Annotated in this window: 20 protein-coding genes and 1 pseudogene; 7 read left to right on the top strand and 14 right to left on the bottom strand. The window is 41.7% G+C overall.

Annotated elements, in window-relative coordinates:
* The 6 genes from Q0R88_RS21270 to Q0R88_RS21245 form a co-directional block, all read left to right on the top strand.
* A partial coding sequence (locus Q0R88_RS21270; RefSeq protein WP_295720152.1) for an efflux RND transporter permease subunit occupies positions 1 to 1,073 on the top strand: 1,073 nt, incomplete at its 5' end.
* Between the two features lie 23 nt (positions 1,074 to 1,096).
* Positions 1,097 to 2,428 (top strand): TolC family protein, encoded by a 1,332-nt coding sequence (locus Q0R88_RS21265; protein ID WP_295720151.1) that lies wholly within the window; start codon positions 1,097 to 1,099, stop codon positions 2,426 to 2,428.
* A 71-nt stretch (positions 2,429 to 2,499) separates the two neighbouring features.
* Positions 2,500 to 3,747 (top strand): NAD(P)/FAD-dependent oxidoreductase, encoded by a 1,248-nt coding sequence (locus Q0R88_RS21260; protein ID WP_295720150.1) that lies wholly within the window; start codon positions 2,500 to 2,502, stop codon positions 3,745 to 3,747.
* A gap of 99 nt (positions 3,748 to 3,846) precedes the next feature.
* The gene (locus Q0R88_RS21255; RefSeq protein ID WP_295720148.1) at positions 3,847 to 4,047 is read left to right on the top strand and encodes a hypothetical protein; all 201 of its coding nucleotides are present in this window, start codon (positions 3,847 to 3,849) and stop codon (positions 4,045 to 4,047) included.
* Positions 4,048 to 4,289: 242 nt separating this feature from the next.
* The gene (locus Q0R88_RS21250; protein ID WP_295720146.1) at positions 4,290 to 4,940 is read left to right on the top strand and encodes a TetR/AcrR family transcriptional regulator; all 651 of its coding nucleotides are present in this window, start codon (positions 4,290 to 4,292) and stop codon (positions 4,938 to 4,940) included.
* Positions 4,941 to 4,961: 21 nt separating this feature from the next.
* Complete coding sequence (locus Q0R88_RS21245) at positions 4,962 to 5,606, top strand: START domain-containing protein (RefSeq protein ID WP_295720144.1); 645 nt, start codon at positions 4,962 to 4,964, stop codon at positions 5,604 to 5,606.
* Between the two features lie 245 nt (positions 5,607 to 5,851).
* Here the strand turns inward: Q0R88_RS21245 and Q0R88_RS21240 are convergent, their stop codons facing one another.
* The 3 genes from Q0R88_RS21240 to Q0R88_RS21230 form a co-directional block, all read right to left on the bottom strand.
* Positions 5,852 to 8,020, bottom strand: coding sequence for a molybdopterin cofactor-binding domain-containing protein (locus Q0R88_RS21240; protein ID WP_295720141.1), 2,169 nt, complete (start codon positions 8,018 to 8,020; stop codon positions 5,852 to 5,854).
* Between the two features lie 17 nt (positions 8,021 to 8,037).
* Complete coding sequence (locus tag Q0R88_RS21235; protein WP_295720139.1) at positions 8,038 to 8,745, bottom strand: carboxymuconolactone decarboxylase family protein; 708 nt, start codon at positions 8,743 to 8,745, stop codon at positions 8,038 to 8,040.
* A gap of 86 nt (positions 8,746 to 8,831) precedes the next feature.
* Positions 8,832 to 9,575 (bottom strand): SDR family oxidoreductase, encoded by a 744-nt coding sequence (locus Q0R88_RS21230; protein WP_295720138.1) that lies wholly within the window; start codon positions 9,573 to 9,575, stop codon positions 8,832 to 8,834.
* 173 nt (positions 9,576 to 9,748) lie between these two features.
* Between Q0R88_RS21230 and Q0R88_RS21225 the strand changes: the two genes are divergently transcribed.
* Positions 9,749 to 10,645, top strand: a complete 897-nt coding sequence (locus Q0R88_RS21225) for a helix-turn-helix transcriptional regulator (RefSeq protein WP_295720135.1) — start codon at positions 9,749 to 9,751, stop codon at positions 10,643 to 10,645.
* A gap of 269 nt (positions 10,646 to 10,914) precedes the next feature.
* On the opposite strand, the gene Q0R88_RS21220 is transcribed toward Q0R88_RS21225, so the two are convergent.
* The 11 genes and pseudogenes from Q0R88_RS21220 to Q0R88_RS21170 all read right to left on the bottom strand — a co-directional run bounded on the left by Q0R88_RS21220 (position 10,915) and on the right by Q0R88_RS21170 (position 22,299).
* A complete protein-coding gene (locus tag Q0R88_RS21220; RefSeq protein WP_295720133.1) occupies positions 10,915 to 13,368 on the bottom strand; it encodes a TonB-dependent receptor in 2,454 nt (817 codons plus the stop codon).
* Between the two features lie 36 nt (positions 13,369 to 13,404).
* On the bottom strand, positions 13,405 to 13,791 hold the full coding sequence (locus Q0R88_RS21215) for a hypothetical protein (RefSeq protein WP_295720132.1): 387 nt from the start codon (positions 13,789 to 13,791) through the stop codon (positions 13,405 to 13,407).
* Between the two features lie 123 nt (positions 13,792 to 13,914).
* On the bottom strand, positions 13,915 to 14,340 hold the full coding sequence (locus tag Q0R88_RS21210; RefSeq protein WP_295720130.1) for a hypothetical protein: 426 nt from the start codon (positions 14,338 to 14,340) through the stop codon (positions 13,915 to 13,917).
* 67 nt (positions 14,341 to 14,407) lie between these two features.
* Positions 14,408 to 14,848 (bottom strand): hypothetical protein, encoded by a 441-nt coding sequence (locus Q0R88_RS21205; RefSeq protein ID WP_295720127.1) that lies wholly within the window; start codon positions 14,846 to 14,848, stop codon positions 14,408 to 14,410.
* Positions 14,845 to 15,459 carry a sigma-70 family RNA polymerase sigma factor gene (locus Q0R88_RS21200; RefSeq protein WP_295720125.1) on the bottom strand — a complete coding sequence of 205 codons (615 nt, stop codon included), beginning with the start codon at positions 15,457 to 15,459 and terminating at the stop codon, positions 14,845 to 14,847. Before Q0R88_RS21200 ends, Q0R88_RS21205 begins: the two co-directional genes overlap by 4 nt.
* Positions 15,460 to 15,712: 253 nt before the next feature.
* Positions 15,713 to 16,594, bottom strand: coding sequence for a helix-turn-helix transcriptional regulator (locus Q0R88_RS21195; RefSeq protein ID WP_295720122.1), 882 nt, complete (start codon positions 16,592 to 16,594; stop codon positions 15,713 to 15,715).
* Between the two features lie 14 nt (positions 16,595 to 16,608).
* Entirely contained in the window at positions 16,609 to 17,277 is a 669-nt protein-coding gene (locus Q0R88_RS21190) for a carbonic anhydrase (protein ID WP_295720156.1), read from the bottom strand.
* 85 nt (positions 17,278 to 17,362) lie between these two features.
* The gene (gene cynS, locus Q0R88_RS21185; RefSeq protein WP_295720120.1) at positions 17,363 to 17,803 is read right to left on the bottom strand and encodes a cyanase; all 441 of its coding nucleotides are present in this window, start codon (positions 17,801 to 17,803) and stop codon (positions 17,363 to 17,365) included.
* Positions 17,804 to 18,077: 274 nt separating this feature from the next.
* Positions 18,078 to 18,302, bottom strand: a pseudogene (locus Q0R88_RS21180) (helix-turn-helix domain-containing protein); the annotation flags it as partial.
* Positions 18,303 to 18,423: 121 nt separating this feature from the next.
* Positions 18,424 to 19,800 (bottom strand): alpha-amylase family glycosyl hydrolase, encoded by a 1,377-nt coding sequence (locus Q0R88_RS21175; protein WP_295720118.1) that lies wholly within the window; start codon positions 19,798 to 19,800, stop codon positions 18,424 to 18,426.
* Between the two features lie 45 nt (positions 19,801 to 19,845).
* Positions 19,846 to 22,299, bottom strand: coding sequence for a TIM-barrel domain-containing protein (locus tag Q0R88_RS21170; RefSeq protein ID WP_295720116.1), 2,454 nt, complete (start codon positions 22,297 to 22,299; stop codon positions 19,846 to 19,848).
* Positions 22,300 to 22,443 lie beyond the last annotated feature (144 nt).

Here is a 22,443-nt window from a genome sequence, read left to right as displayed (position 1 = left end):
CATCGCTCAAAGCACCGGTAGAGGTTAGAATTATAGGGGAAGATATTGATCATCTGAAATCTATTGCAACCCAGGTAAGTGATATTATTAAAAAAGCAAAAAGCAGTCGTTTTGTGAGAAGCGACTTTGCAGAAGATTATTATGGAATAGGAATAAAATTAAAAGAAGAAGCCAGCCGCCTGGGCTATACTACTACCGGTATCTCTCAATCGGTGTACACCGGATTTAGCGGTGCCGCTATTTCTACAATGTATGAAGGCAATAATCCGGTAAATATTATATTTAGATTAGATAAAAAAAACAGGCAGACCACTAATGATCTTCAGAATATTTATTTGAGATCCCCTGTTACCGGCGCTAATGTTCCGCTAAGGCAAATAGCTGATTTGACACCTCGCTGGCAGACCGGCCGCATTATGCACCGCAACGGTGTGAGGACGCTCACCGTGCAAAGCGAAACAACACAGGATGTTCTTCCGTCGGAATTATTAGCGGCTATACAGCCTGAGATAGCTAAACTACAACTGCCCAACGGCTATCGCATTGATTATGGCGGCGAAGATTTTAACAAAAAAGAAGCATTAGGTCAATTAATTACCGCATTGCTTGTGAGCCTTGTGCTGATATTTTTTATTCTTCTTTTCCAATTTCGCGATCTCAAAGAGGCGGCAATAGTGATGCTTACAATACCGCTAAGTTTGTTTGGCGCCATCATGGGCCTCTATCTTACCGGAAACTACTTCAGTTTCACATCCTTTATTGGTTTGATAGCGCTTTCGGGAATTGTAGTACGTAATGCAATCATCCTGGTTGACCATACCCATGAACTGATGAAGCACGGACTTGATTTAAAAGCGGCGGCTATAGAATCAGGAAAAAGGCGCTTAAGGCCCATCTTCCTTACTGCTATGGCAGCAGCAATTGGTGTATTACCCATGATCATATCAGGATCCGCCATGTGGGCGCCTCTTGCAAGTGTACTGGCATTTGGCGTGATATGGAGCATGGTTATGGCATTAATCTCTGTTCCTGTACTATACATTTCCTGGATAAAGCCAAAACCAATCAATTAAAAAAAATTTAAAGCCACCGTAAAATGAAAAAATACATAAAATGTCTTTTACTGCTATCCATTACTTTTTTATGCCGCAGCAGCTTGTTGCACGCACAAAACGTGGAATCATATTCATTGCAACAATTACAAGATTCTGCATTAAAGAATAACCACGTATTAGCAATAAAACAGTGGGAAATTAAAGAAAAGCAGGAGAAAACTAAAGAAGATGAAATCAAGAGGTACCCTACACCTACCCTGAATGGTAACTATCAACACGTTTTCAATTTGGGAGAAATCACGATTCCTAAAGGCACGCTTGGGGAAACAAATAGTGCGTCGTTTCCTAACACTGACCGAAGTTTTAATGTAGGTAAACACGAAAATTATGGCGCCGGATTATCGGTTTATCAGCCTATCACCCAGCAGGCCAAAATCAGCACGTTACTAAAAGCAGACAAGACGGACGAGATATTAACCGAAAAGGAAAAATTCAAAACGTCGTTGCAAATAAAGCAGGCCATAGTAAAGCTTTATTACGGAACGTTGATTTTACAAAAACAACTGGATGAAGCGGAGGCAAAGCTGGCCTTAGCTAAGTCAAAATATACAGATGTTGAAAATGCTCTATTAGCCGGTAAAACAATCCATGCAGATAAAGCAGGATTGCAGGCTAATATCGCCGACGAAGAACAAAACGTCTTAAAGATAAACATACAGATTCAGGATTATATAGGTGATCTGATTAACGTAACCGGTGTAAATGCGGGTTCATTGAAACTTGCAGAAATTGAGCCGGCTGTTCAACAGGTAAATGGTTTGGAGGAGTATAAGAATGTAGCATCTAATTCAAACGCCGACCTGCAAATAGCTAACCTGAACAAATCGAAAGCTTTATTGGGAATAAAAGCAGCCAGGCAAAGTAATATACCGGATATCGGTTTGGTTGGCGGCTATTCTTATGTATTCGGAAGTGCTATAGTACCTTCCAGTAACCCATATATTGGGGTGAATCTGAAGTGGAACCTGCAGGATATTTTTTCAAACAAAAAGATAGTAAAACAGAGACAATTTCGGCTAAAGCAATCTGAAGAAAGTATTCTTAATACCCAACAGCAGGTAAATAATGATATCGAAAAGGCTTACAGGAAAATTAATCAGTCACTGGCGCTGATCACAGTGGCGCAAAAGGTGGTTTCCTACCAAAAGGAGGAACTAAAAATACAAGAAAACAAGCAGGTTGCCGGTCTTAATGTAAAAACTGATTTACTCAATACAAAGTCTTTCCTGGCAAAATCCGAGGCTGATAGGTATGCCGCACAGTTGTCTTATTTGATGGCAGTTTCTGATCTGCAAATCCTGACAGGCCAATAGGTCGAAATAAAAAAGTATCATCCTAAAGATAGAAAACGCTCCGCTAAAGGAGTTTTAAAAAAGAAAATCATATGAAAATAATAATCATTGGAGGAGGATTTGCGGGTCTCAATCTCGCAAATCAACTTGCCGGAAACCAATTAATTGATATTACGCTTGTCGATAAGAATAATTATCACCTTTTTCCACCGCTGCTTTACCAGGTGTCTACGGCTTTTATCGAAGCATCAAATATAAGTTACCCGTTTAGGAGAATGTTCCAATACAAAGAAAACCTTCGTTTTCACCTCGGTGAATTGAAAAACATTGTAGCATCAAGCAACAGAATTGAGACGTCGGATGGCGATTTATATTATGACTGTTTAATACTTGCAATGGGAACTGAGACCAATTATTTTGGTTTGGAGAATATAAAAAGGCATGCCTTGCCCATGAAGACCATTGATGATGCAATTCATCTTCGTAACCATTTATTGTTGAATGCCGAGAAAGCTGTGAGAACAAATGACCCGGTCGATAAGGTAAAACTGCAGAATATTGTTATTTCCGGAGGTGGGCCAACAGGTGTGGAAGTTTCCGGCATGTTGGCAGAAATGATTCATTCACTTGTTAATAAAGATTACCCTGAGCTTAAAAACACCAACGCCAATATTTATTTAATTAGTTCAGGAAATGCCTTGCTCGGTCCGATGAGCGCAAAATCGCAGGCAGAGGCTTATAAGGTATTAAATAAATTAGGTGTGCAGATAAAATTAAATACCGCTGTCAAGGACTATATTGATGGAGATATTTGCCTTTCCACAGGAGAATGCATCTCCGCCGCAACGTTGGTTTGGACATCTGGCGTTATCGCGCGACAAGCGCCCGGGCTTCCTGACACATCTACGGGCCGGGGCAAGCGAATTATAGTTGATGAATTCAACAAGGTAAAGGGCACACAAAATATTTTCGCAATCGGAGATCAATGCCTTCAAACAACAGATGTGGATTATCCGAACGGGCACCCGCAACTTGCACAGGTTGCTATTCAGCAAGGGATTCATCTCGCTTTAAATCTTAAGCTATTACAATCCGGGCAGGCATTAAAAGCATTCAAATATAAAAACAAAGGAAGTATGGCTATTATCTCGAAATACAAGGCTGTAGTTGATTTACCGAAGACCTTTTTTAAAGGATTGCCAGCCTGGTTTGTTTGGTTATTTGTTCATATCATCCCAATTGTGGGGTTCGGCAACAAAGCTAAACTGGCCTGCAATTGGTTCTGGAGTTTGATAACAAATGACCCCACCTTAAGATTAATCATCCGACCCAAAAAGTGAATGAAATTACATTTAACTGAATCTTTCAGCTTGGTCGCTTTCTTTAAGAAATGTTAAATCTTTTTTTACAGCGATATAGACAGGTTAAACAAAAAAATCATGAAAACAATATTTGAATTTACACATAGCATTATGTTCATCTGCGTAATCATTATCATCTACTTTTCGGTAGGTGAAAATAAAGGAGATCTGGAAGGTACAATAATGAGCAGCTTGATATCGAAAGTAAAATCAATCCGGATCAACCGCATATTTTTATATCGTCTGGCTTCGAACCTGTTGTTTATATTTCTCAGATAGCATTAAATAATTGATTACAGCGCTCGAATAGCTTCATAACTGCTGTAAGCCGTGGTCAGGGAAAGGTTATCTCACATTAACAATCTATGTTTCCTTTTGCAAGCCAGGCGCATTTTAAGTGGTATAACCAGGAGATTAATCCAAAAGTGTTATCGATGATATGAATGTTAAAGTCAAATGATGTTATGCCAGCTTTCAACCATGTTAATTCAGTTTTTTATTAAAGCCAACATTTCCAACCAATGGACATCCCAAAAAAAATAGCCGACAAAGTGCATACTCCTTTTAGCCGTTACGGCATTCGTAGCATTAGTATGGATGATATTGCATCTGATCTAAGGATCAGTAAAAAAACAATTTATCAATTTTACTCCAATAAAGATTCATTGGTAGAGACATTTGTAGATACGGCAATAGATGAAAACATCTTTCGCTGTAAAATTCTTGTTGAAAAAAGTGATGACGCCATTATTGAGTTGTATTTCTTGCTGGTATACGCAATGGAGCTTTACAATATTTTAAATCCGGCAATCGTTTACGACCTCGAAAAAAATCATGAATTGGCCTATGAAAAATTTAAAGGACACAAAACCCAGTTCATTCATCAAACCGTTAAAGCAAATATAGAACGTGGCGTAAAAACAGGTTTGTATCGCAAGGATTTTGATATTGATATAATAACGAGGTTTTTTCTCGAAAGCTTAGCCATCATATCAAATCCCGCGGCATTTCCCCCTACTCATCTTAAAAGGAAACCAGCAGATGAGTTATTTGCCTGCCTGATAAGTGGAATAGTAACCACAACCGGAATGGATGTTGTAAACGCATATAAGAACCAGCGCGACATTATGTTTTTAAGTAATTATGAAGACCGGCCTTTTTGGGACCATTAAACAAGTGAAATAATTCATTCAATGGAAAAATTTATCTATATATCATTTCTTCTCATATTGAAGCTGAGTCTTGCATTCGGACAGAGTGATTGGAAACTTAGTACTGAAAAGGAAGAAATAAGAGTATACACCAGCATAGTGCCTGATTCAAAGATCAAAGCTGTTAGGGTGGAATGCGATTTAAAAGCGACTGCATCCCAGTTGGTGGCCTTATTAATGGATGTGAAGACCAGCCCTGACTGGGAATATCATACAAAATCTTGTGTGCTGCTAAAACAAGTATCGTCGACGGAACTTTACTATTATTCGGAAATCAGTTTACCCTGGCCCGCCGAGAACCGGGATTTTGTTGCTCATTTAATCATTACTCAAAATCCGGATACTAAAGTGGTTACTGTTGAGGGCCCCGCTGTGCCGGGTTTTGTCCCGGTAAAAAAGGGCATTGTCAGGGTTGTTAATTCCAGCGGAAAATGGATAATTACACCAGCCGGGGCTGATCAGTTAAAAGTTGAGTATACGATACATGTAGATCCGGGAGGCTCCGTGCCGGCATGGCTGGTCAATATGTTTGCAACAGAAGGCCCATTAAAATTTTTCAAGAGCCTGAAAATACAATTGCGAAAGCCGGCTTATCAAAACGTTGTTATTGCGTCTATTGAAAATTAGTTGATTTTTTGCAAATGCAATTCAATAAACCTGATTAAATAGCATCGCAGCATTAGAACAGGCCCATAAACATTTTTCTTTTCATCGGAAAATCGTCATTCTTAAGGAAACCAAACTTGAAAATAAAAAACCATCTCCCATTAAATGGAGATGGTTCTATTTGGAGGCTTTAAAGTCATAAGCGTCTATATCTGGATAATCCGTGGCCGTTGGCATTATAATCTAAAGTAGCATTCTTTCATCGATCAGCCAATCTTCAAATCAAAAGGCATTTTTCGCAGACGCTTACCTGTTGCCGCAAAAATGGCATTAGCTAATGCAGGCGCAAAGGGAGGAATTCCAGGTTCTCCAACACCCTTTATCCTGCCGCCATCGGCCAGTATATGCACCTCTACAAGTGGAGCTTCATTTATACGCGGCACCGGATTATCGTAAAAATTACTTTGCTCTACAACGCCATTCTTAAAAGTTATACCGGGTTTAGTGGCAGCAGAAAGTGCCATTATCACAGCTCCCTCCACCTGGTTTTTTACGTTGTCTGGGTTTACAACAATACCCAGATCAATGAGGGCGATAACCCTGTCAATTTTAATTAATTTGCTTACAGCGTTATAGGTAACTTCTACCACATATCCCAGTTGGCAGCCAAAAAATTTCCACTGAGCCACTCCCCTGCCTTTATCCACGGGTAACGGCTTATCCCAATTTGATAGTTCCTTTAATTTTTGTAACAGCTTATAAGTATCAGAGGAGGGTGCAACCATACTTAAACGAAATTCCATGGGGTCTTTCCCGGCCTTATAGGCCATTTCATCTACAAAGGACTCATGGGGAAAGCAAATCGTTGAACTGACCACTGACCGAAATGCTGCTCCGGGAATATGAGAGTCTGTTTTGACATAAGATGTTTTGATGTTAGGTATCTCGTAGTCCTGGGCGCCTATACCCTCCACCATGCTCCCATCCAGCCTGGTCTTATTAAAAGTTTTGAATAGGGACTCGTGAAAATTAGGCCCGATCACTTTGTGCCGGAAAGCCAGCAATTTGCCATCTTCACCAAGAGTTCCACTCATTTTGGAAAAGGTCATCATTCGCCATGCACCTTGTTTTGTACAATCTTCCCGCGACCACAACGTTTTAACCGGCCGATCGACCAGTTTGGCTACGTTTACGGCTTCTACAATATAATCGTAGTACAGGCGCCTGCCATAACCACCACCAATAAACATGTTGACGTTATTATTGTGGTACTTTACATTACCTGGCTTAAAACCGGTAAGCGCAGGTACATCATTGTCGCCAGAGCCCGTTATTAGATTAGGAACCTGGTTGGATGACCATATCTCTACTTTATCTCCGGTGACCTGTGCCACGCAAACCATGGGTTCAAGCGTATGGTGGGCTATTACGGGTGTTTCATAATTCGCATCAATCGTATTTTGCGCGGAGGTTTTAACGGCGTCTATTGCCCCGATATTCTTATCTATCATACCTTCTTCATCGGCGTGTTTCCATAAATATTGATCGTAGTCGGCCGAGTTATAAGTTTCAAAACCTTTGGTATCCCATTCGATCTTTAGTTTTTTACGTGCCTGCATCGCCGTCCAGTATGAATGAGCGATAACTGCCACACCAATAAAACTATAGATGCCAACAATCCGCTCTACTTTATCTACTTTGATAACGCCTGACATTTTTAACGCCTCGCTTGGATCGAAGCTTTTTAATGTTCCACCGATAACGGGGCATCGCTCCACAGTTGCATAAACCATATCCGGTACTTGAACATCTATACCGAATATCGCAGAGCCATTTGTTTTCATAGGTACATCCGGGCGATGAGCTTGTTTCCCTATAATTTTAAAATCTTTAGGGTCTTTAAGTTTAGGATCTTTAGGCAGTTCTATCTTTGACGCTTCTTCAAGCAAATCGCCATAAGCCGTTGATCTTTGCGTAAGCCGGTGAAATATCTTGCCATTCTCAGCATAACAGTCAGCTTCATTTACTTGCCATTCGGTACTCGCTGCAGCAATAAAAACCGCTTTGGCTGCAGCGCCTACTTTCCTCATTTCGTTGTAGCTGCCACGCACAGAAGTGCTGCCCCCGGCGCGCTGGCCATTCCCAAATTCCTTTTCCCCACCGGTATTTTTTATAATGACCTGATCAAGCGAAACTTCAAATTCTTCAGCGATCAACGCGGGTATGGATTGAAAAGTACCCTGCCCCATTTCGGGCTTAGTGTTAAATAGGGTAATCTGCCCATTAGGTTCGATGAGTATAAAAGGCGTAAAGTTTTTGGCTACAGCTATTGCCGAAACCTTACTTGTTTCACCTTTTGCCGTAAGCCCAAGCCATAAAGCCACCCCAAGGGTACTTGTGCTCTTTATAAAATGACGTCTTGATATTTCGTTCATCGTTTTATCATTTAGGTTTATTGCCTCCTTGTGGTCACGCTTGTCAATACTGCCCTACCGGCATCGGCTTCCGTTTTGCCTATTTTAATTTCCTGTATAGCCAGCATTTCTTTAAGCTGCGGTTCAGTTAAGCCGGTGTGCATAGCGATTGACAAATGCCCGGATAACTGGGAATCGACCCCGCCAAGGCTAACCAGCGCAGAAACCGTAGTTAATTCACGTTCCTGATCGGTAAGTACGCCACGTCCAAAAACATCTGCAAAAAGGTGCTCTTTTAGTAAAGTATCAATAGCCGGTAAAAAAGCTGCATAACCTCTTTTGGGTTCGATTTCGGGACGACCGGTGAGCCGTTCTAATATTTTTTTACCAGATGCATATTTGTCGGCAGCGGGTGGCGCAATAAGAGGGGCAGTTCCTTCAGGGTCATTGACGCCTTTCGCTTTCCTTTCGTTCAATACCGCAATAAATGTGTTGATGCCGTTAAGACTGCGCGGGAAACCGCAATAGGCATACAGGTGTATCATTATCTCTTTGATCTCATTCACCGTCATCCCGGCATCCAGTCCATCATTCATGGCATTCTTCAGGCCAGTGAGGTTACCCTTTGCTGTAAGTGCTGAGATAGCAACGATACTTTTCTGTTTGTTGTTCAATATTATATTTGTTTGTGCTTTCACCTTATTCAAGCTTATCAATATTAAAAGGAGCAAGATTGTTTTTTTCATAAGTCTGATTTGTTTTATTGATTAGGTTGATGCTATCGTTTAGGGGCGTAAGCTCTCGTGTGAAAATGGCATCCGTTTCGTCTCCCTTAACCTGCTTGGCTGGTTGGTCGGAACAGAATCTCGTTGATATCCACTTCTTCAGGCTGGCTCATAGCAAATACAACACATCTTGCAAATGAATCAGCAGGAATGGCGAAAGCATCATAAAACTGTTTAATGCCTGCTGCTACATCGGGCTCGGTTACACTGTCGGACAACTCCGTTGCAACGGCACCTGGTGAAATGATTGTTGTACGGATATTGTAAGGTTTAACTTCCTGACGCAAGCCTTCGGAAATAACACGAACCGCTGTTTTTGTTGCCGAATAAACAGCACCACCCGGATTTACCTTGTGCCCCGCTACAGATGAAACGTTAATGATCTGTCCTGATTTTTGCGCTTTCATGTAGGGCAACGCAGCAGCGATACCATACAATACGCATTTTAAATTCACATCGATCATCTGATCCCAGTCATCGATCTTCAATCGTTCCAGTGGAGAATGGGGCATCAGGCCAGCATTATTGATGATCACATCAATGCGTCCGTATTTTTCCACTGTGGTATCAACGAGTTTCTTGACCTGTGCTGCATCTTTAACATCAGTTGCTAAGGCCATAGCCCGGCCGCCCTTATTATTAATTTCATTTGCTAAGGCATCAATGCGATCGGCCCGGCGTGCACCAAGTACTACGGTCGCGCCTTCGGCGGATAACATTTTGGCAGTAGCTTCACCTAAGCCACTGCTTGCACCTGTGATGACAACCACTTTTCCTTCTATATTTTTCATCTAAATAGATTTAACCTTTCTATGTTTTTAACTGATACAAAGTTCCTGATGATTTTTTCCTCATTTGGTATACAGATTACTGAAAAGTCTACCAAATTCACCGATTTATAAGATTACAATAGGTAATACTCTAATGATCAGGTAAATTTGATTCATAGTTTTAAAGTTTTGATATGGATGATATGCTGAAATTTGATACTGTTGCTGAGTATAATGCTTTCAACAATCAGGAAACGCTGAACCCGCTTGTTAGTGTAGTCGATCTTTCAAAGGCAGCCCCCAGAGCATCCCGCAGGTTGTGCTATGGTTTTTATACAGTTTTTTTGAAGCAGATCCGGTGCGGTGATCTAAGGTACGGACTTAAAAATTATGACTACCAGGAAGGTACGCTTATCTTTTTGGCGCCGGGCCAGGCTATAGGAGAAAACAACCCCGAGCTGTTTTATCAGCCGCAGGGGCTTGCCTTGGTATTTCATCCTGATCTGATCCTCGGAACTTCCCTTGGACGCCACATGAGCGATTATTCCTTTTTCTCATATGATGTGCATGAAGCGCTCCACATATCAGAGCAGGAACGACAGATTGTTTTAGATTGCTTCTCAAAAATTTCATTTGAGTTAAAGCATGGCTATGACAAACATACCAAGAAACTGATTGCATCGAACATTGAACTATTTCTTGATTATTGTATTCGTTTTTATGACCGCCAGTTCCTCACCCGCGACATCGTGCACAGAGGAATTATTGAACGTTTTGAAAGCTTACTGAACGAGTATTTTCAATCGGGCAAGGCACAGGACATGGGCCTTCCGAATGTAGCCTATTGCGCAGAAAAATTGGGTTTATCTGCAAACTACTTTGGCGATCTTATTAAAAAAGAAACCGAAAAAACCGCATTGGAATTTATTCAATTAAAGATCATGGACCTGGCCAAAAACAAGATTTTTGATCCCAACAAAACAATTAATGAAATTGCTTTTGAACTGGGATTTAAATACCCTCAGCATTTCAGTCGTTTATTTAAACAACGCGTGGGCTATACACCAAATGAATACCGAACTTTGAATTGATTGCGGTTCATAGCAATCAATTCACTCTTTAACATAAAAGTGTTAAATAACATATTCAACCTGGCGGGGATATTCCAATCATAGGGCCTTTGGGCAGGTGATGGCTAAAGATCACAGTGAGGCAGAACAAAAACTGCTGCAACTGGCCAAAAAACAAGGTGTCATTTTGCCCGCTGCCGTCGTAAGCAATGGATAGTACCCTACCTTGCCTCTTATTTTTCCTTTTAAATCAACACTTTTCGGCTTTTTTATTCGCATTACTGCTTGCACTAATTCTTCACCCTCCCCTGCTCGGCATCGGCGCCGGTTTGCTCTTTTTTACGCTGCCCGGCTACAGCTTTGCCAAAACGGAAACTGAGGGTTAATAAGGCCGACCGGGTATCGCCGTGGTTAGTGTAGGTGGCATCTGTTAGGTACAGGTTGTTGATGGCTCCCCGGTTTATGTTAGTATACAAAATATCATTCACACTAAATTTAAGGGTTACCTTAGGCGATAAGTTCTTAGATACCGCTGCATTTAACGCGCCCTTGCCGCCTGTAACAAACTGGGCATTGGTAATGCTGCTTTGGTAATTACCATCCAGCTGCAGGTTAAAGCCATTTTGTAGTTTAAACTGTAAAATACCCTGGCCGTATACAAATGTGCCTTTGGTATCCAGCACGCCGGTGTAAAAATTACTGCGCGAGTGGATACGGGTTACTTCGGCATTTATTTGTACGCTCAACCATTTTGCCGGCTCAAAGTCTCCATCTACAGAAAAACTGCTAACCGTTTTGTGGCCTATATTACCGGGGCGGCTGTAATAAATGCCGTTTACTATCTGAATAGTTTCATCGGCATCATTCTTTGTGTCACTATAGCTGAGGGTACCGGTAATATGGTTTTTAAAAATATAAGCTAACTCAATTTTATTGGCGAACGATGGCTGTAGATATGGGTTACCCACGTAATAGGTAAACTTATCAAACGGGGTAACAAAAGGATTCAGGTCCTGGTAATACGGTCTGTCAATGCGGCGGCCGTAATTTAGCTGTACCTGGTTATCGCCCAGGCTATCCAGCTTGTATTGTATAAACATTGTGGGGAACAGGTTGGTATAGGTCCGGTTAAAGGACGAGTCGGGCTTCATAACGTTGCCCAGCTGGTGCCCGTTTGAGCTTGTATTTTCCAGCCTTAAACCAGCCTGGATACTCAGTCTTTTAAAATCCTTGTTCAGGTTAAGGTAAGCGGCGTTAATATGTTCCTTGTAATTAAAATGGTTGGTTTTATCATAATCGGGCGTGATATTGCCGTTTGCGGTATTAAAATAATTGGCTATGTTATCAGTTTGGGTATAGCTGGCTTTTAAACCGGCTTCCAGTTTCATGCCATTACCCAGGGGATGACCGTAGTCTGCCTTGGCCGATACAATTTTAATATTTGATGGCAGGCTACCGTTTAAGCTACTTTGGCTTATCAATGCACCACTAGGCAAAAAGGTTTCATTATCAAAATCCTGTTTGTTGGTGGTGGCATAGTTAAGATAATCCAGATTGGCAGTAATATCCGGACCGTCTTTTTTAAACTCGTGCCTGTAATTCAGGTTTAGGGCGGTATTTTTAAAGCTTCCTTTTTCGATATTTTTTGAAACAACGCTTGAATCAAGCTGGCCAGCTGCATTTAACAGGTTGCCCGTGCCTGTGCTTGGCAAATAAGGATAACGGGCCAAGCCGGTCATCGCTATGCCATAGGTTGTATTTGGTGTTGCGTAATAATCGGCGCCAATGGTAAGCTTGCCACCATGCCCCTGCCGGCGGTTATAGGTATCCTGGTTGAAAATACCTGTAATTTCGCCGCTGGCATTTTTATATCGCCTAAAGATGGCTACATCGGCATAGCTGTTACGCACGGTGTAAGCCAGGTTACCAAACAGGTTCAGTTTATTTTTGCGGTAATTGAAGTTAAGGCTATTGTTGGTGCGGGTGTAGCGGGTTTGGCCAATACTTAGGCTTAGCCCCAGGTTGAAGCCTTTAAGCTGTGTTTTTTTGGTTTTTATATTGATAACCCCTGCATTGCCCGCCGCGTCATATTTCGCCGGCGGGTTGGTCATGATTTCTATTTGCTGCAGGCTTGATGATGGCAGGGCACGTAAATAATCGGCAAGGGCGGCGCCCGATAAATAAGTGGGCTTATCATCCATAAAGATAACTACTCCCTGCTGCCCTTTAAGACTGATAGTCCCGTTTTGATCAACCAGCACCCCCGGCGATTTTTCCAATACATCAAGCGCGGTTGTACCAGCGTTGCTGATAAGCGCATCGACATTCAAAACCGTGCGGTCTATCTTATGCTCAATATATGATTTTTGGCTCGTGATGCTTACTTCTTTCAGCGCCACCTGGCCGGTTTGCAATACGATATCTTTTAATACAATAGGCGGTTGTTCCTGATTGATGGTTATGATGTCGCTTTTATATTTATTATACCCCATAGCACTTACCAGTACCCGGTAAGCTCCGCCTTTAACACCGTCAAAAACAAAATGTCCACCGGCATCAACCTGCTCATATTTCAGGGTGACCGAATCCCTCGCATCGCTTAAAATTACAGTAGCGCCACTGGCGGGCTTTTGGCCGGCATCCAATACCCTACCTGTTATTTTACCTGTTGCTGTTTGGGCATTTACAAAAATCGGGGCAATAGTTATCCATATGGTTAAAATAACCATGATCAATTTTTTCATTTCGATAAGATTAAAGGGGTTGTTACGGGTTTAAACCTACTCCGGCTTAATTACAGTTTTACTTAATTGCTGGCAAAGGTTTTTGAGGCGCGATAAGGATGCCGCAGAATTGGTGTTTTTATCAACTTTAACCAGCAGCCATCCGGCAGAGGCTTTGATACAAAAATTACTGCTATCGGCCAGGTTGATTTTCGTATTCACATCATCGGAGTTTTTGAATACGATTACCGGCTTTAAAGTCTCATTAAAATAAGCCTCTACCTTTTTGGCCTGACCGCGATTGTAGGAAGCCTCCAGTTTAAATAGTTTAGGGGTTTCGGTTATTTTAATATCGGTACGGCCGCCGTTATCGGCAATAGTAAATGCCAGGCAAATAGTAAGGGATATAATACCGGCTATAAGTAAAAAATAAAACGATTTCATGATTGATAATTTTTGAGGGTTGATTAATTAAAGGGCATAGCTTTCCCTGTGCCCAAGGTGCAGACGTTTAAATTTTGCAGCTGTCTTAACTCTTGACTCTTGACTCTATTTGCCTCTCGCAGTTTACAGCCTTTTTAACAAGAAGTAATATCCCAGGAAACCCAGGGCGATGCTAAATATCATCACGGTGGCGGCATACAGTCCCGATGGCATATAAAAGCTTACAACTGTAAGACCGATAGCAATGGCGGTTAATATGGCAAACCATTTAAGCGAGTTCTCTTTGCCTTTTTGATTTGCAGGTAGTAATTGGGCAATTACACCTTCGGCAACGCCTTTTTCAACAATGGTGCGTTTTAACCTGTCGTCTAAAAATAGTTTGATGAGTGTGAGTACGAACGAGGAGGCCAGGAAAACGAGGATAATGATAACTATGCTGTGCATCATCTCAAAAAAAGCCTGCTCGTTTGTAAAGGGATCAAATACGGTTTGGGCATTGGCAGTAATACCTGCTAACATTAGGAATATGATGGTGGCTGATTTTTTCATGTTGCTGTTTTTATCGTTGTAATACCGGATGAGACCGGCAGCCTGTGTTTATGTTGCAGTTAATTAATCAATTAAAATCCAGTTTTTTCATTTGGTCGTGGTGTTCTTTAATTATTGTATTGAGCACACCCCCAAATACAGCTACTGCGCTTGATGTTAAAATGGCAACAAACAACGCTGGCAGGCTTTTAAATAACAGTACCAGGTAGCTGCCGAATACCAATGATACTGTAGCTAAAAATATCATGGTTAACGCAACACCTAAAACAGTGATCCAGGGAAACTCCGCTTTTGGGGCGGGCAGTTGCCCCAGCACCAGTTGGGCAAGGTTAAAATCAAAAGCCGGCTTTTGCATGGTGCTCATTTGTTGGGTAAGCAGGCGGTAATTGGCCAGCTTAGCGCTGCAAGCGGCACAGCCTTGTGCATGGGCGGCAATGTCTTCGCCTGCGAATGTGCCCTCCAGGGCGTATTGCTGTAAATCATTGTCTGAAGGATGATAACTACTCATAAATCTTCGCGTTTATAGTTGGTTAGCAGATTTTGTTTTAAAGCCTGACGGGCCCTGAAAAGGTAATTTTTAACAGTGCCTTCGGGTAGGTTGCTGATTTCGCAAATTTCAGCATAGCTCATTTCTTCCTGGTGATAAAGGGATAACAACGTTTTGTATACCGGCGATAGCTTATCCATTTCGGCATTTAAAATAACAGATAATTCCTTTGCTGAAAGTAACCGCTCTACCTCATTATCATCATGGCCGGCATCTTTTTGCTGCAGCCGCTCAAGCATTTGCTGTTGCCCGTCATCCTCATTATCCCGCACTTCTACCAGCATTACCTTCTTTTTCTCCAGGTAATGCAGGCAGGTATTGTAAGTGATCTGCCCTATCCAGGTTGATAATTTGGACTTAAATTTAAAGCCCGGCAAATTTTTATAAACTTTCAGGTAAACATCCTGAGCAAGGTCTTTTCTATCGGCCGGTACCGGTATCATTTTAAATATCAGTTGAGCCACCAGCCCCTCGGTGTTTTTAATAATATTACCAAAAGCATACCTGTCGCCGCCCAAAGCGCGGGAAACCAGTTGTTGATCTGTATGCTGATATTCGTTTTGGTGGCTCACTTACTGATTAGACCGGGCTATTGCATAAAGGTTGCAATAATTTTTCAGTATCAAGTCGCCGGTCATGCGTTCGTTAATGCACTTTTAACTTTGGATTGTTTTTTGTTAGTATTATGGTGAGAACTCCCGTGCCTGGCTTGAATTATAAAGGGGAAATACAAGATCAATCAACAATCAATTTCTCTTAATTGGTTACAAATGACCGGTACCTGCATTTAACAGGGGTATTTGAATAGGCAGCGCTTTTCGCTATTTATTCGGTATCCGTATGAATGTGCTTTCTGAATCCATCAGGCGAAAGCCCAGCTTGTTTCTTAAAGAATTTGCAAAAATAGGAGTTGTCTTCAAAATTTAACGCATACGCGATTTCCGTAACCGTCAAATTGAAATTAATCAGCATCCGTTTAGCTTCGAGGGCAATCCTGTTTCGGATTAAATCTCCCGCAGACTTTCCCAGTACTTCATTGCAAAGCGCATTTAAATGATTAGGAGTAATGAATAAAAGCTCGGCATACTGCTTTGGCAACCGCAGGTTCAGGTAATTTTTTTCAATCAACTTTTCAAAATTCCGCAACAACGTCATGTTATAGGAATCTGCCGGGTGTACCTCATTTCTCACATTCATATTTCCGATCTGTAAAAAAAGTTGCAGAATCCAAACTCTAATCGCATCCGTTTTAAAACGGTGTTGTTTTTCCATCTCTCTAACCGCATTTTCTAAGATTTCGGTAATTGATGCTCTTTGTTCTTCCAAAATGTCAATCACTGAATCACCCGCGATACCATTAAGAAAATAGAATTGATCCAGGTAGTCGGATTTCAATAAGAAGGATTGAAAAAACTGAACAGAGAAATTAATGACATAGCCATCCATATTACCCTCGAAGTCCCAGCCGTGCACCTGACCGGGGGCCATAAAATAGGCCCTGTATGGTATTATCTTAAAGTTTTGAAAATCAATTGAAAAGCTACCGCCACCATGCGTAAATAAAATCAGGTGATAAAAATCGTGACGATGCGGAAAATGAAGGTATTTGAGATTTTTTAAATAGACATCAAAACGACTGACAATAACGTCCTGCTGCCTATCTAAAGAAAACTCGCAGATATCATATACTTTAAACTCACTTTTCATCCTTAAATATAATGTTAGTGGCTCACTGTTTCTTCATTCAATTCATAAACATATCCTAAACTATGCGCGTTTTGATGCGATACGTTCAAATCTTTTACAAGACCAGTTTTCAAATCTATTACCCATCCATGCACTTCCAGATCTGTGCGCTCTTTCCATGCATTTTGTACAACTGTCGTTCTGCATAAATTATAAACCTGTTCTTCAACGTTTAGTTCTACAAGTCGGTTTACTTTCTCGGTCTGGTTCTCGATGGCATCCAATTCATGGCTGTGTATGCGGTAAACATCTTTAATATGCCTTAACCAATTGTCTATCAGGCCAAACTGTTTTCTACTTAACGCAGCGGTAACGCCACCACACCCGTAGTGGCCGGCAACTATCACATGCTTAACTTTTAAAGTATTTACCGCGTAATCCAGAACACTTAACATGTTCATATCCGAATGTACGATTACATTTGCAATATTACGATGTACAAATACTTCGCCTGCCCGCGTACCTGTAACTTCATTTGCCGGAACGCGGCTGTCTGCACACCCTATCCATAATATCTCGGGACTTTGGCCGGCGGCCAGTTTGTTGAAAAAGTCAGGTTCTTCCTGTATGCGTCTAGTTGCCCAATCGCTATTGGCTTTGAGCAGAGCTTTGTAACTATCTGTTTGTGCTAATTTTAATTCTATGATTTCTCAATCTTATTTTATTGGTTTTTTTATTTATTAGAGAGCATAAAGACAACTGTACTATCTTTATGCTCCTGATACCTGCTTAGAATTTATTAAATGGTAAAAACTTGCCATCTAAAATTAGCTTCACGCGGGCACCGTTAGGTGATTCAACCTTTTCGATGTCTATCTTAAAATCAATACCGCTCATCGCGCCGTCTCCGAATAGCTCATTAATGGCCGCTTTAATATCCGGGCCATAATTCTGCATCATTTCAACTAACCTGTACAAAGTTGGATCAGTAGGTATAGCTTGCAATGCACTTCTTAGCGGAATTTCCTGTAACGATGCCACAAGCTCTGGTGCCAGCGATAATATCTCTCCAATTTTTTCAGCGTCTTTCTGATCCAAAGTGGCCTGGCCATGCAGGGCGTGTATCGTAAAAATTAAACTACTGCCGGTAGCGTCTGCTAAATCTTGAAATTTTATTTTTTTGTTTTTGATGCTTTGAATAATTAACTCAGCTGCTGTTTTTTTGTCCATCTTTTAATTTTTTTTATTAATCAAAAGTACTGACTGTCAGATTATTGACACGGTGATAATTAGTGAGATTGCGGTACATTTTACTGATTCATTTACTTTCCATCACTACGGCCTGTTAAGTTACAGGACTTGCTATCATACAGGAATCGCAGGATTTTTACTTCCCGTAATGGATCGGCTTAGACGGCTTAGCGGGTTTAGAAACAAGGGGTAGTATAAATAAACTGAGAGATCTGAAAATACCTTGATTGGGATTATAGCCCGGGATAATGAGTTATCCTTCTTTTTTGTATTCCGAAATATTTTGGCCTGTTATATTTTTAAAGAACCGGCTAAAGTGTGCCGCATCCTCAAAACCCAGTTCGTAGGCAATTTCTTTAGCCGACTTGCCTATATAAAAAAACAATCTTTTTGCTTCGTCAATTATACGGTCATGAATAATTTGTAATGGCAGTTTATGATGATAGCGTGCAAACAAATTTGATAATCTCTTGGGTGATCTACTTACTTCGTTGCCATCGCCCTATAATAAAAAAGGTAATCACTGCATCGCGCTGTGATTACCAAATCCAAAAAGCGGAGACCAAGCCGCCTGTATATAAAAAGTAAACAAGAAAAACTTATCTTTTAAATACCAGGTATTGGTACGGTTGCAGGGTAACCTGGGTATTGAAAGTTGTGTTAATTTTAGTTAAGCCGTTAGTCCAGGTGGTGCCTTGCAACGCGGCCGGAACAGTATAATTGATACTGCTATTTTTCGTATTTACCAGTATCAACACATCATCGGCACCTGTTTTTTTCTCAAACGCCGCAATGTCATTGTCGTTATAAGCGGTTAACGCGCCGGTTTTAACAGCTTCATGAGCCTGGCGAAAGGCGATGATCTTTTTATATTCAGCAACCATATCGGGGTTGGCATTATAATCAACAGGTACATTGTTAAAAAAATTAATCGCGTTAGGATATCCTACCTCCTGGCTGCTGTATACCAGCGGTACACCACCCATATAAGCCGCTAAAACAAACGCTGCCAATGCACCCTGCTTGGCTTTATATTCGGTTATGGTGCTGCCGTCAGAAGATGCATTGTCATGGTTGGTAATATACCTTAGCTTAATGCCTGGTGATGGTAGCGAAGCAATTTCTGCCATATTGGTACTAAATAAAGCCGAGGGTGTTTGAGTTCCGGCAAATACGTTTTTAAGGGTACTATAATAACTAAACGCATAGCTAAGCTGGAAACCGGCTGTTATTTCCGGTCCTTTTGTGCCTTCGGCCAAATAGATCAGCTTATGGGTTTTTATAGTATTTAGGGTATCCAACGCCTGCGCCCAGAAATCGTTGGGCACGTTATCGGCAAAATCGCAGCGGTAACCGTCAATATTGGCATTAAAGATCCAATATTTCATGGCCTTGATCATGGCCGCGCGCATATTGGCATTGTTGTAGTTTAATGCTGCAACATCGCTGTAATTAGTCCCCGGCGGAATAATGATGTTCCCTCCGGCATCCTGTTGGTACCATGATTTATTTTGAATCCAGGCATTATCCCACGAAGTGTGGTTGGCCACCCAATCCAATATCACCGCCATGCCCAAAGTATGTGCTTTGGCAACATAAGCCCGCAGGTCGTCCAGGGTGCCAAAGTCGGCGTTTACAGCCATATAATCTTTTACCGCGTAGGGCGATCCTGACGCCTTTAATACACCAACCGGATAGGTAGGCATTAACCAAACTACATTGATGCCAAGCGCTTTGATAGAATCAAGGCGGGCCATCGCGCTGTTAAGCCCAACCGGCGAATAGGTTTTTAAATTCACCTCATACATCACAATATCCTTGCTGGCAGGAACGCCGCTAAAGGGGGTACCGTATTGTGCTGGGTCGCCGCTTACCGGTGGAGGGTTGGTTGTGCCTGTATCTGATGGTGCAGGAGTTTTTTTGCCGCAGCCCAGTAATGAGCCTACGAGCATCATAAGTAGTATTAAACTATTCATTTGGGATTTTTTGTTACACAAATTCATACACACGTTTCCTTTTTATTAATAATTTATTTGAATGTTAGTTGATGCATTGCTGATGGTTATGGTTTTAACCGGGCTGTTGTCTGGCGCGTTAACGCTTCCTTGCGGGTCGGTATTGGCGGCAGCACCCAAAAAGGCTACGCTGCTATCCTGTAGTTTTAAATCGGTGTTGCCGACTTTAACTGATGTTGACTGCTCAAAGCCATGAAGCACCAGCCTGATGTATTTAAAATTGGTTTTAAAACTACCTTCGGCCTTTTCAAAAGTGATGGCTTTTTTATCTGGATCGAAGCTGATGGTACGTTTGTAAAAGTCACCTTTTTGATAACTAAAGCTTTTGCCATCATCTTCGTAATAAACAAAATGGTTTGCCTTGCTGCCTTTGTAAACATGCACGGCAAGGGTATCTGTAGGCAATTCAGCCGTTGACTGGGTTAATGACTGCATAGGTATAATGCTGCCACCCTTAACATAAACCGGCAGCTTGCTCACCGTTAACGGAACAGTTACTTCCTGCCCGCCCTTTTGCTCTGCCCCGGTATACAGGTCATACCAGTTACCTGCGGGGAAATAAACTTTTCCAAATGAGGCTGTACTTTCAAACGGTGCAACCATAAATCCGTTGCCAAACTCATACTGGTTCTGGTAGGCAGCATCCAATACTTTAGGATCAAAAGTATAGTTGATAGCCAATGAACGCATTACTGGCATCCCGTTTTGGGTTGATTCATAAAATGACGAATATAAATACGGCATAAGTTGGTAACGCAAACTGATATAATTACGTGCTATATCCAGTACGTCCTCGCCAAAAGCCCAGGGTTCGGCAGCACGGCTATTAAGCGCGGTATGATTACGGTAATAAGGAATAAAGGCACCCAGTTCAATCCAACGGGTATACAGCGAAGTGGTTGGGTTACCGGTAAAGCCCCCAATGTCCATCCCCGTAAAAGATACCCCACTTAAGCCCAGGCTATTCATTAACCTGATACCTAACAGCATGTGATCTTCTTCGGCACGGTTATCGCCTGTCCAAATGGCCGAGTAGCGTTGCAAACCTGCGTAACCGGAGCGACTCAGGATAAAGGGGCGTTCTTTAAAATGTTCCAAAGCACCTTCATAGCTCGATCGAATCATCTCCAGGCCATACACATTATGCGCTTCCAGGTGGGTGGTTTGCCTGCCATCAAAATCAAATAAAACATTATCGGGCATTTTTTGACCCCAGGTGGATATCTCATTCATGTCATTCCATATCCCGCTCACACCTGATTTAGCAAAGAAGTCGACCTGGTTGCGCCACCAGGCCCGGCCCTTTTCGCTGGTAAAATCGGTAAAATTACACCAACCCGGCCATACCTGCCCGGTATAAGGTGTACCATCGGGGTATTTGATGTATACATCCTGTTTTAAACCACTTTCATAAGCAGGAGCGCCTTTTTCAACCTTAATGCCTGGGTCAACAATAACCGTTAGTTTAAAATTAAGCTTGTTTAAATCGTTGCTCATCTTTACCGGGTCGGGAAAGCGACTCCTGTTCCAGGTAAATAGCTGGTACCTATCCATGTAATGAATATCTAAGGTAATACCATCGGCAGGGATGCGTTTCTCGCGCAGCGTTTGCGCTATACGCATTACCTCGGCGGTGGGATAATAACTGTAGCGGTTTTGCTGATAACCTAACGACCATTTTGGTGGCAAGGGCATGCGGCCGGTTAACCAGGTATAAGAAGCAATAATATCTGCCATTTTTTTATGGTAGATAAAATAATAGTTCATTTGCCCGCCATGCGCGCCAAATGATGAAAAACGGTTGTTGCTGGCACCAAAATTAAAATCGCTTTGATAACTGTTATCCATGAAAATACCATAGTTTAAACCGTGGTGAATACCCGCGTAAAACGGAATGGTGGAGTAAAGTGGGTCGGCATCCGTTCTGTAACCATAAACGTCGGAGTTCCAGTTGGTATAGGCATTGCCCTTGCGGTCAAGATTACCGGTTTTTTCACCAAGGCCTACAAAGTGCTCATCATCCTGCATTTTTTTGTAGGTTGTTACCGATTGATTAACCCATGAAGTGGTCAAGCCCGGTTCGTCCTGGTTGATCACTTTGCCAGCGATTGTGTAAAAGGCGATGCTGAAAGGCTTTTTTTGAATTACAGTCTTAAGCGAATCGGTAGTGATATTTATTTCGCCTTCTGTTTGGGTTATCTGTGCGTTTACGGGCATCATTTTACCAACAACAGCGTAAGAAAAATCACCGCCAAGCGGGCTTTTATCTAATTGTACGCGAACAATGGATGGGCTGTAAACTGTTATTTTACCATAAGAGTTGGTAGTTTTAAAAGTAACATCCTGTTTTCCAATAGTAGCAGTTTCAAAATTACCGGGCATTACCACAGGTGATTGTGCCTTAACACGCGGCAAGTTTAAAACACATGCAAGCAAAAATGTGATCTTAATGAATTTCATGAATTAATCTGGGTAATGAGTTTGTTATTGCTGTAAAATAATTGCAGGTAAAAAACAGGAGTGCCAACCAGGTATGGCACCCTGTAATCAACTAAGCACCTATGTAATTCTCAATAACATAGTCAAATTATTAAAAATAGATAT

This window comes from Mucilaginibacter sp., from assembly GCF_025362475.1.
GTDB lineage: Bacteria > Bacteroidota > Bacteroidia > Sphingobacteriales > Sphingobacteriaceae > Mucilaginibacter.
Note: the sequence above shows the minus strand (reverse complement) of the source record. Positions and strands in the feature narration are given on the sequence as shown.

Excerpts from the sequence above, each read along its gene's own strand:
- Q0R88_RS21205 (WP_295720127.1), bottom strand. The coding sequence starts at position 14,848 with ATGAGTAGTTATCATCCTTCAGACAATGATTTACAGCAATACGCCCTG.
- Q0R88_RS21255 (WP_295720148.1), top strand. The coding sequence starts at position 3,847 with ATGAAAACAATATTTGAATTTACACATAGCATTATGTTCATCTGCGTA.
- Q0R88_RS21220 (WP_295720133.1), bottom strand. The coding sequence starts at position 13,368 with ATGAAAAAATTGATCATGGTTATTTTAACCATATGGATAACTATTGCC.
- Q0R88_RS21260 (WP_295720150.1), top strand. The coding sequence starts at position 2,500 with ATGAAAATAATAATCATTGGAGGAGGATTTGCGGGTCTCAATCTCGCA.
- Q0R88_RS21175 (WP_295720118.1), bottom strand. The coding sequence starts at position 19,800 with ATGAATAGTTTAATACTACTTATGATGCTCGTAGGCTCATTACTGGGC.
- Q0R88_RS21230 (WP_295720138.1), bottom strand. The coding sequence starts at position 9,575 with ATGAAAAATATAGAAGGAAAAGTGGTTGTCATCACAGGTGCAAGCAGT.
- cynS (WP_295720120.1), bottom strand. The coding sequence starts at position 17,803 with ATGGACAAAAAAACAGCAGCTGAGTTAATTATTCAAAGCATCAAAAAC.
- Q0R88_RS21235 (WP_295720139.1), bottom strand. The coding sequence starts at position 8,745 with ATGAAAAAAACAATCTTGCTCCTTTTAATATTGATAAGCTTGAATAAG.
- Q0R88_RS21195 (WP_295720122.1), bottom strand. The coding sequence starts at position 16,594 with ATGAAAAGTGAGTTTAAAGTATATGATATCTGCGAGTTTTCTTTAGAT.
- Q0R88_RS21265 (WP_295720151.1), top strand. The coding sequence starts at position 1,097 with ATGAAAAAATACATAAAATGTCTTTTACTGCTATCCATTACTTTTTTA.
- Q0R88_RS21245 (WP_295720144.1), top strand. The coding sequence starts at position 4,962 with ATGGAAAAATTTATCTATATATCATTTCTTCTCATATTGAAGCTGAGT.
- Q0R88_RS21225 (WP_295720135.1), top strand. The coding sequence starts at position 9,749 with ATGGATGATATGCTGAAATTTGATACTGTTGCTGAGTATAATGCTTTC.
- Q0R88_RS21215 (WP_295720132.1), bottom strand. The coding sequence starts at position 13,791 with ATGAAATCGTTTTATTTTTTACTTATAGCCGGTATTATATCCCTTACT.
- Q0R88_RS21210 (WP_295720130.1), bottom strand. The coding sequence starts at position 14,340 with ATGAAAAAATCAGCCACCATCATATTCCTAATGTTAGCAGGTATTACT.
- Q0R88_RS21240 (WP_295720141.1), bottom strand. The coding sequence starts at position 8,020 with ATGAACGAAATATCAAGACGTCATTTTATAAAGAGCACAAGTACCCTT.
- Q0R88_RS21170 (WP_295720116.1), bottom strand. The coding sequence starts at position 22,299 with ATGAAATTCATTAAGATCACATTTTTGCTTGCATGTGTTTTAAACTTG.
- Q0R88_RS21250 (WP_295720146.1), top strand. The coding sequence starts at position 4,290 with ATGGACATCCCAAAAAAAATAGCCGACAAAGTGCATACTCCTTTTAGC.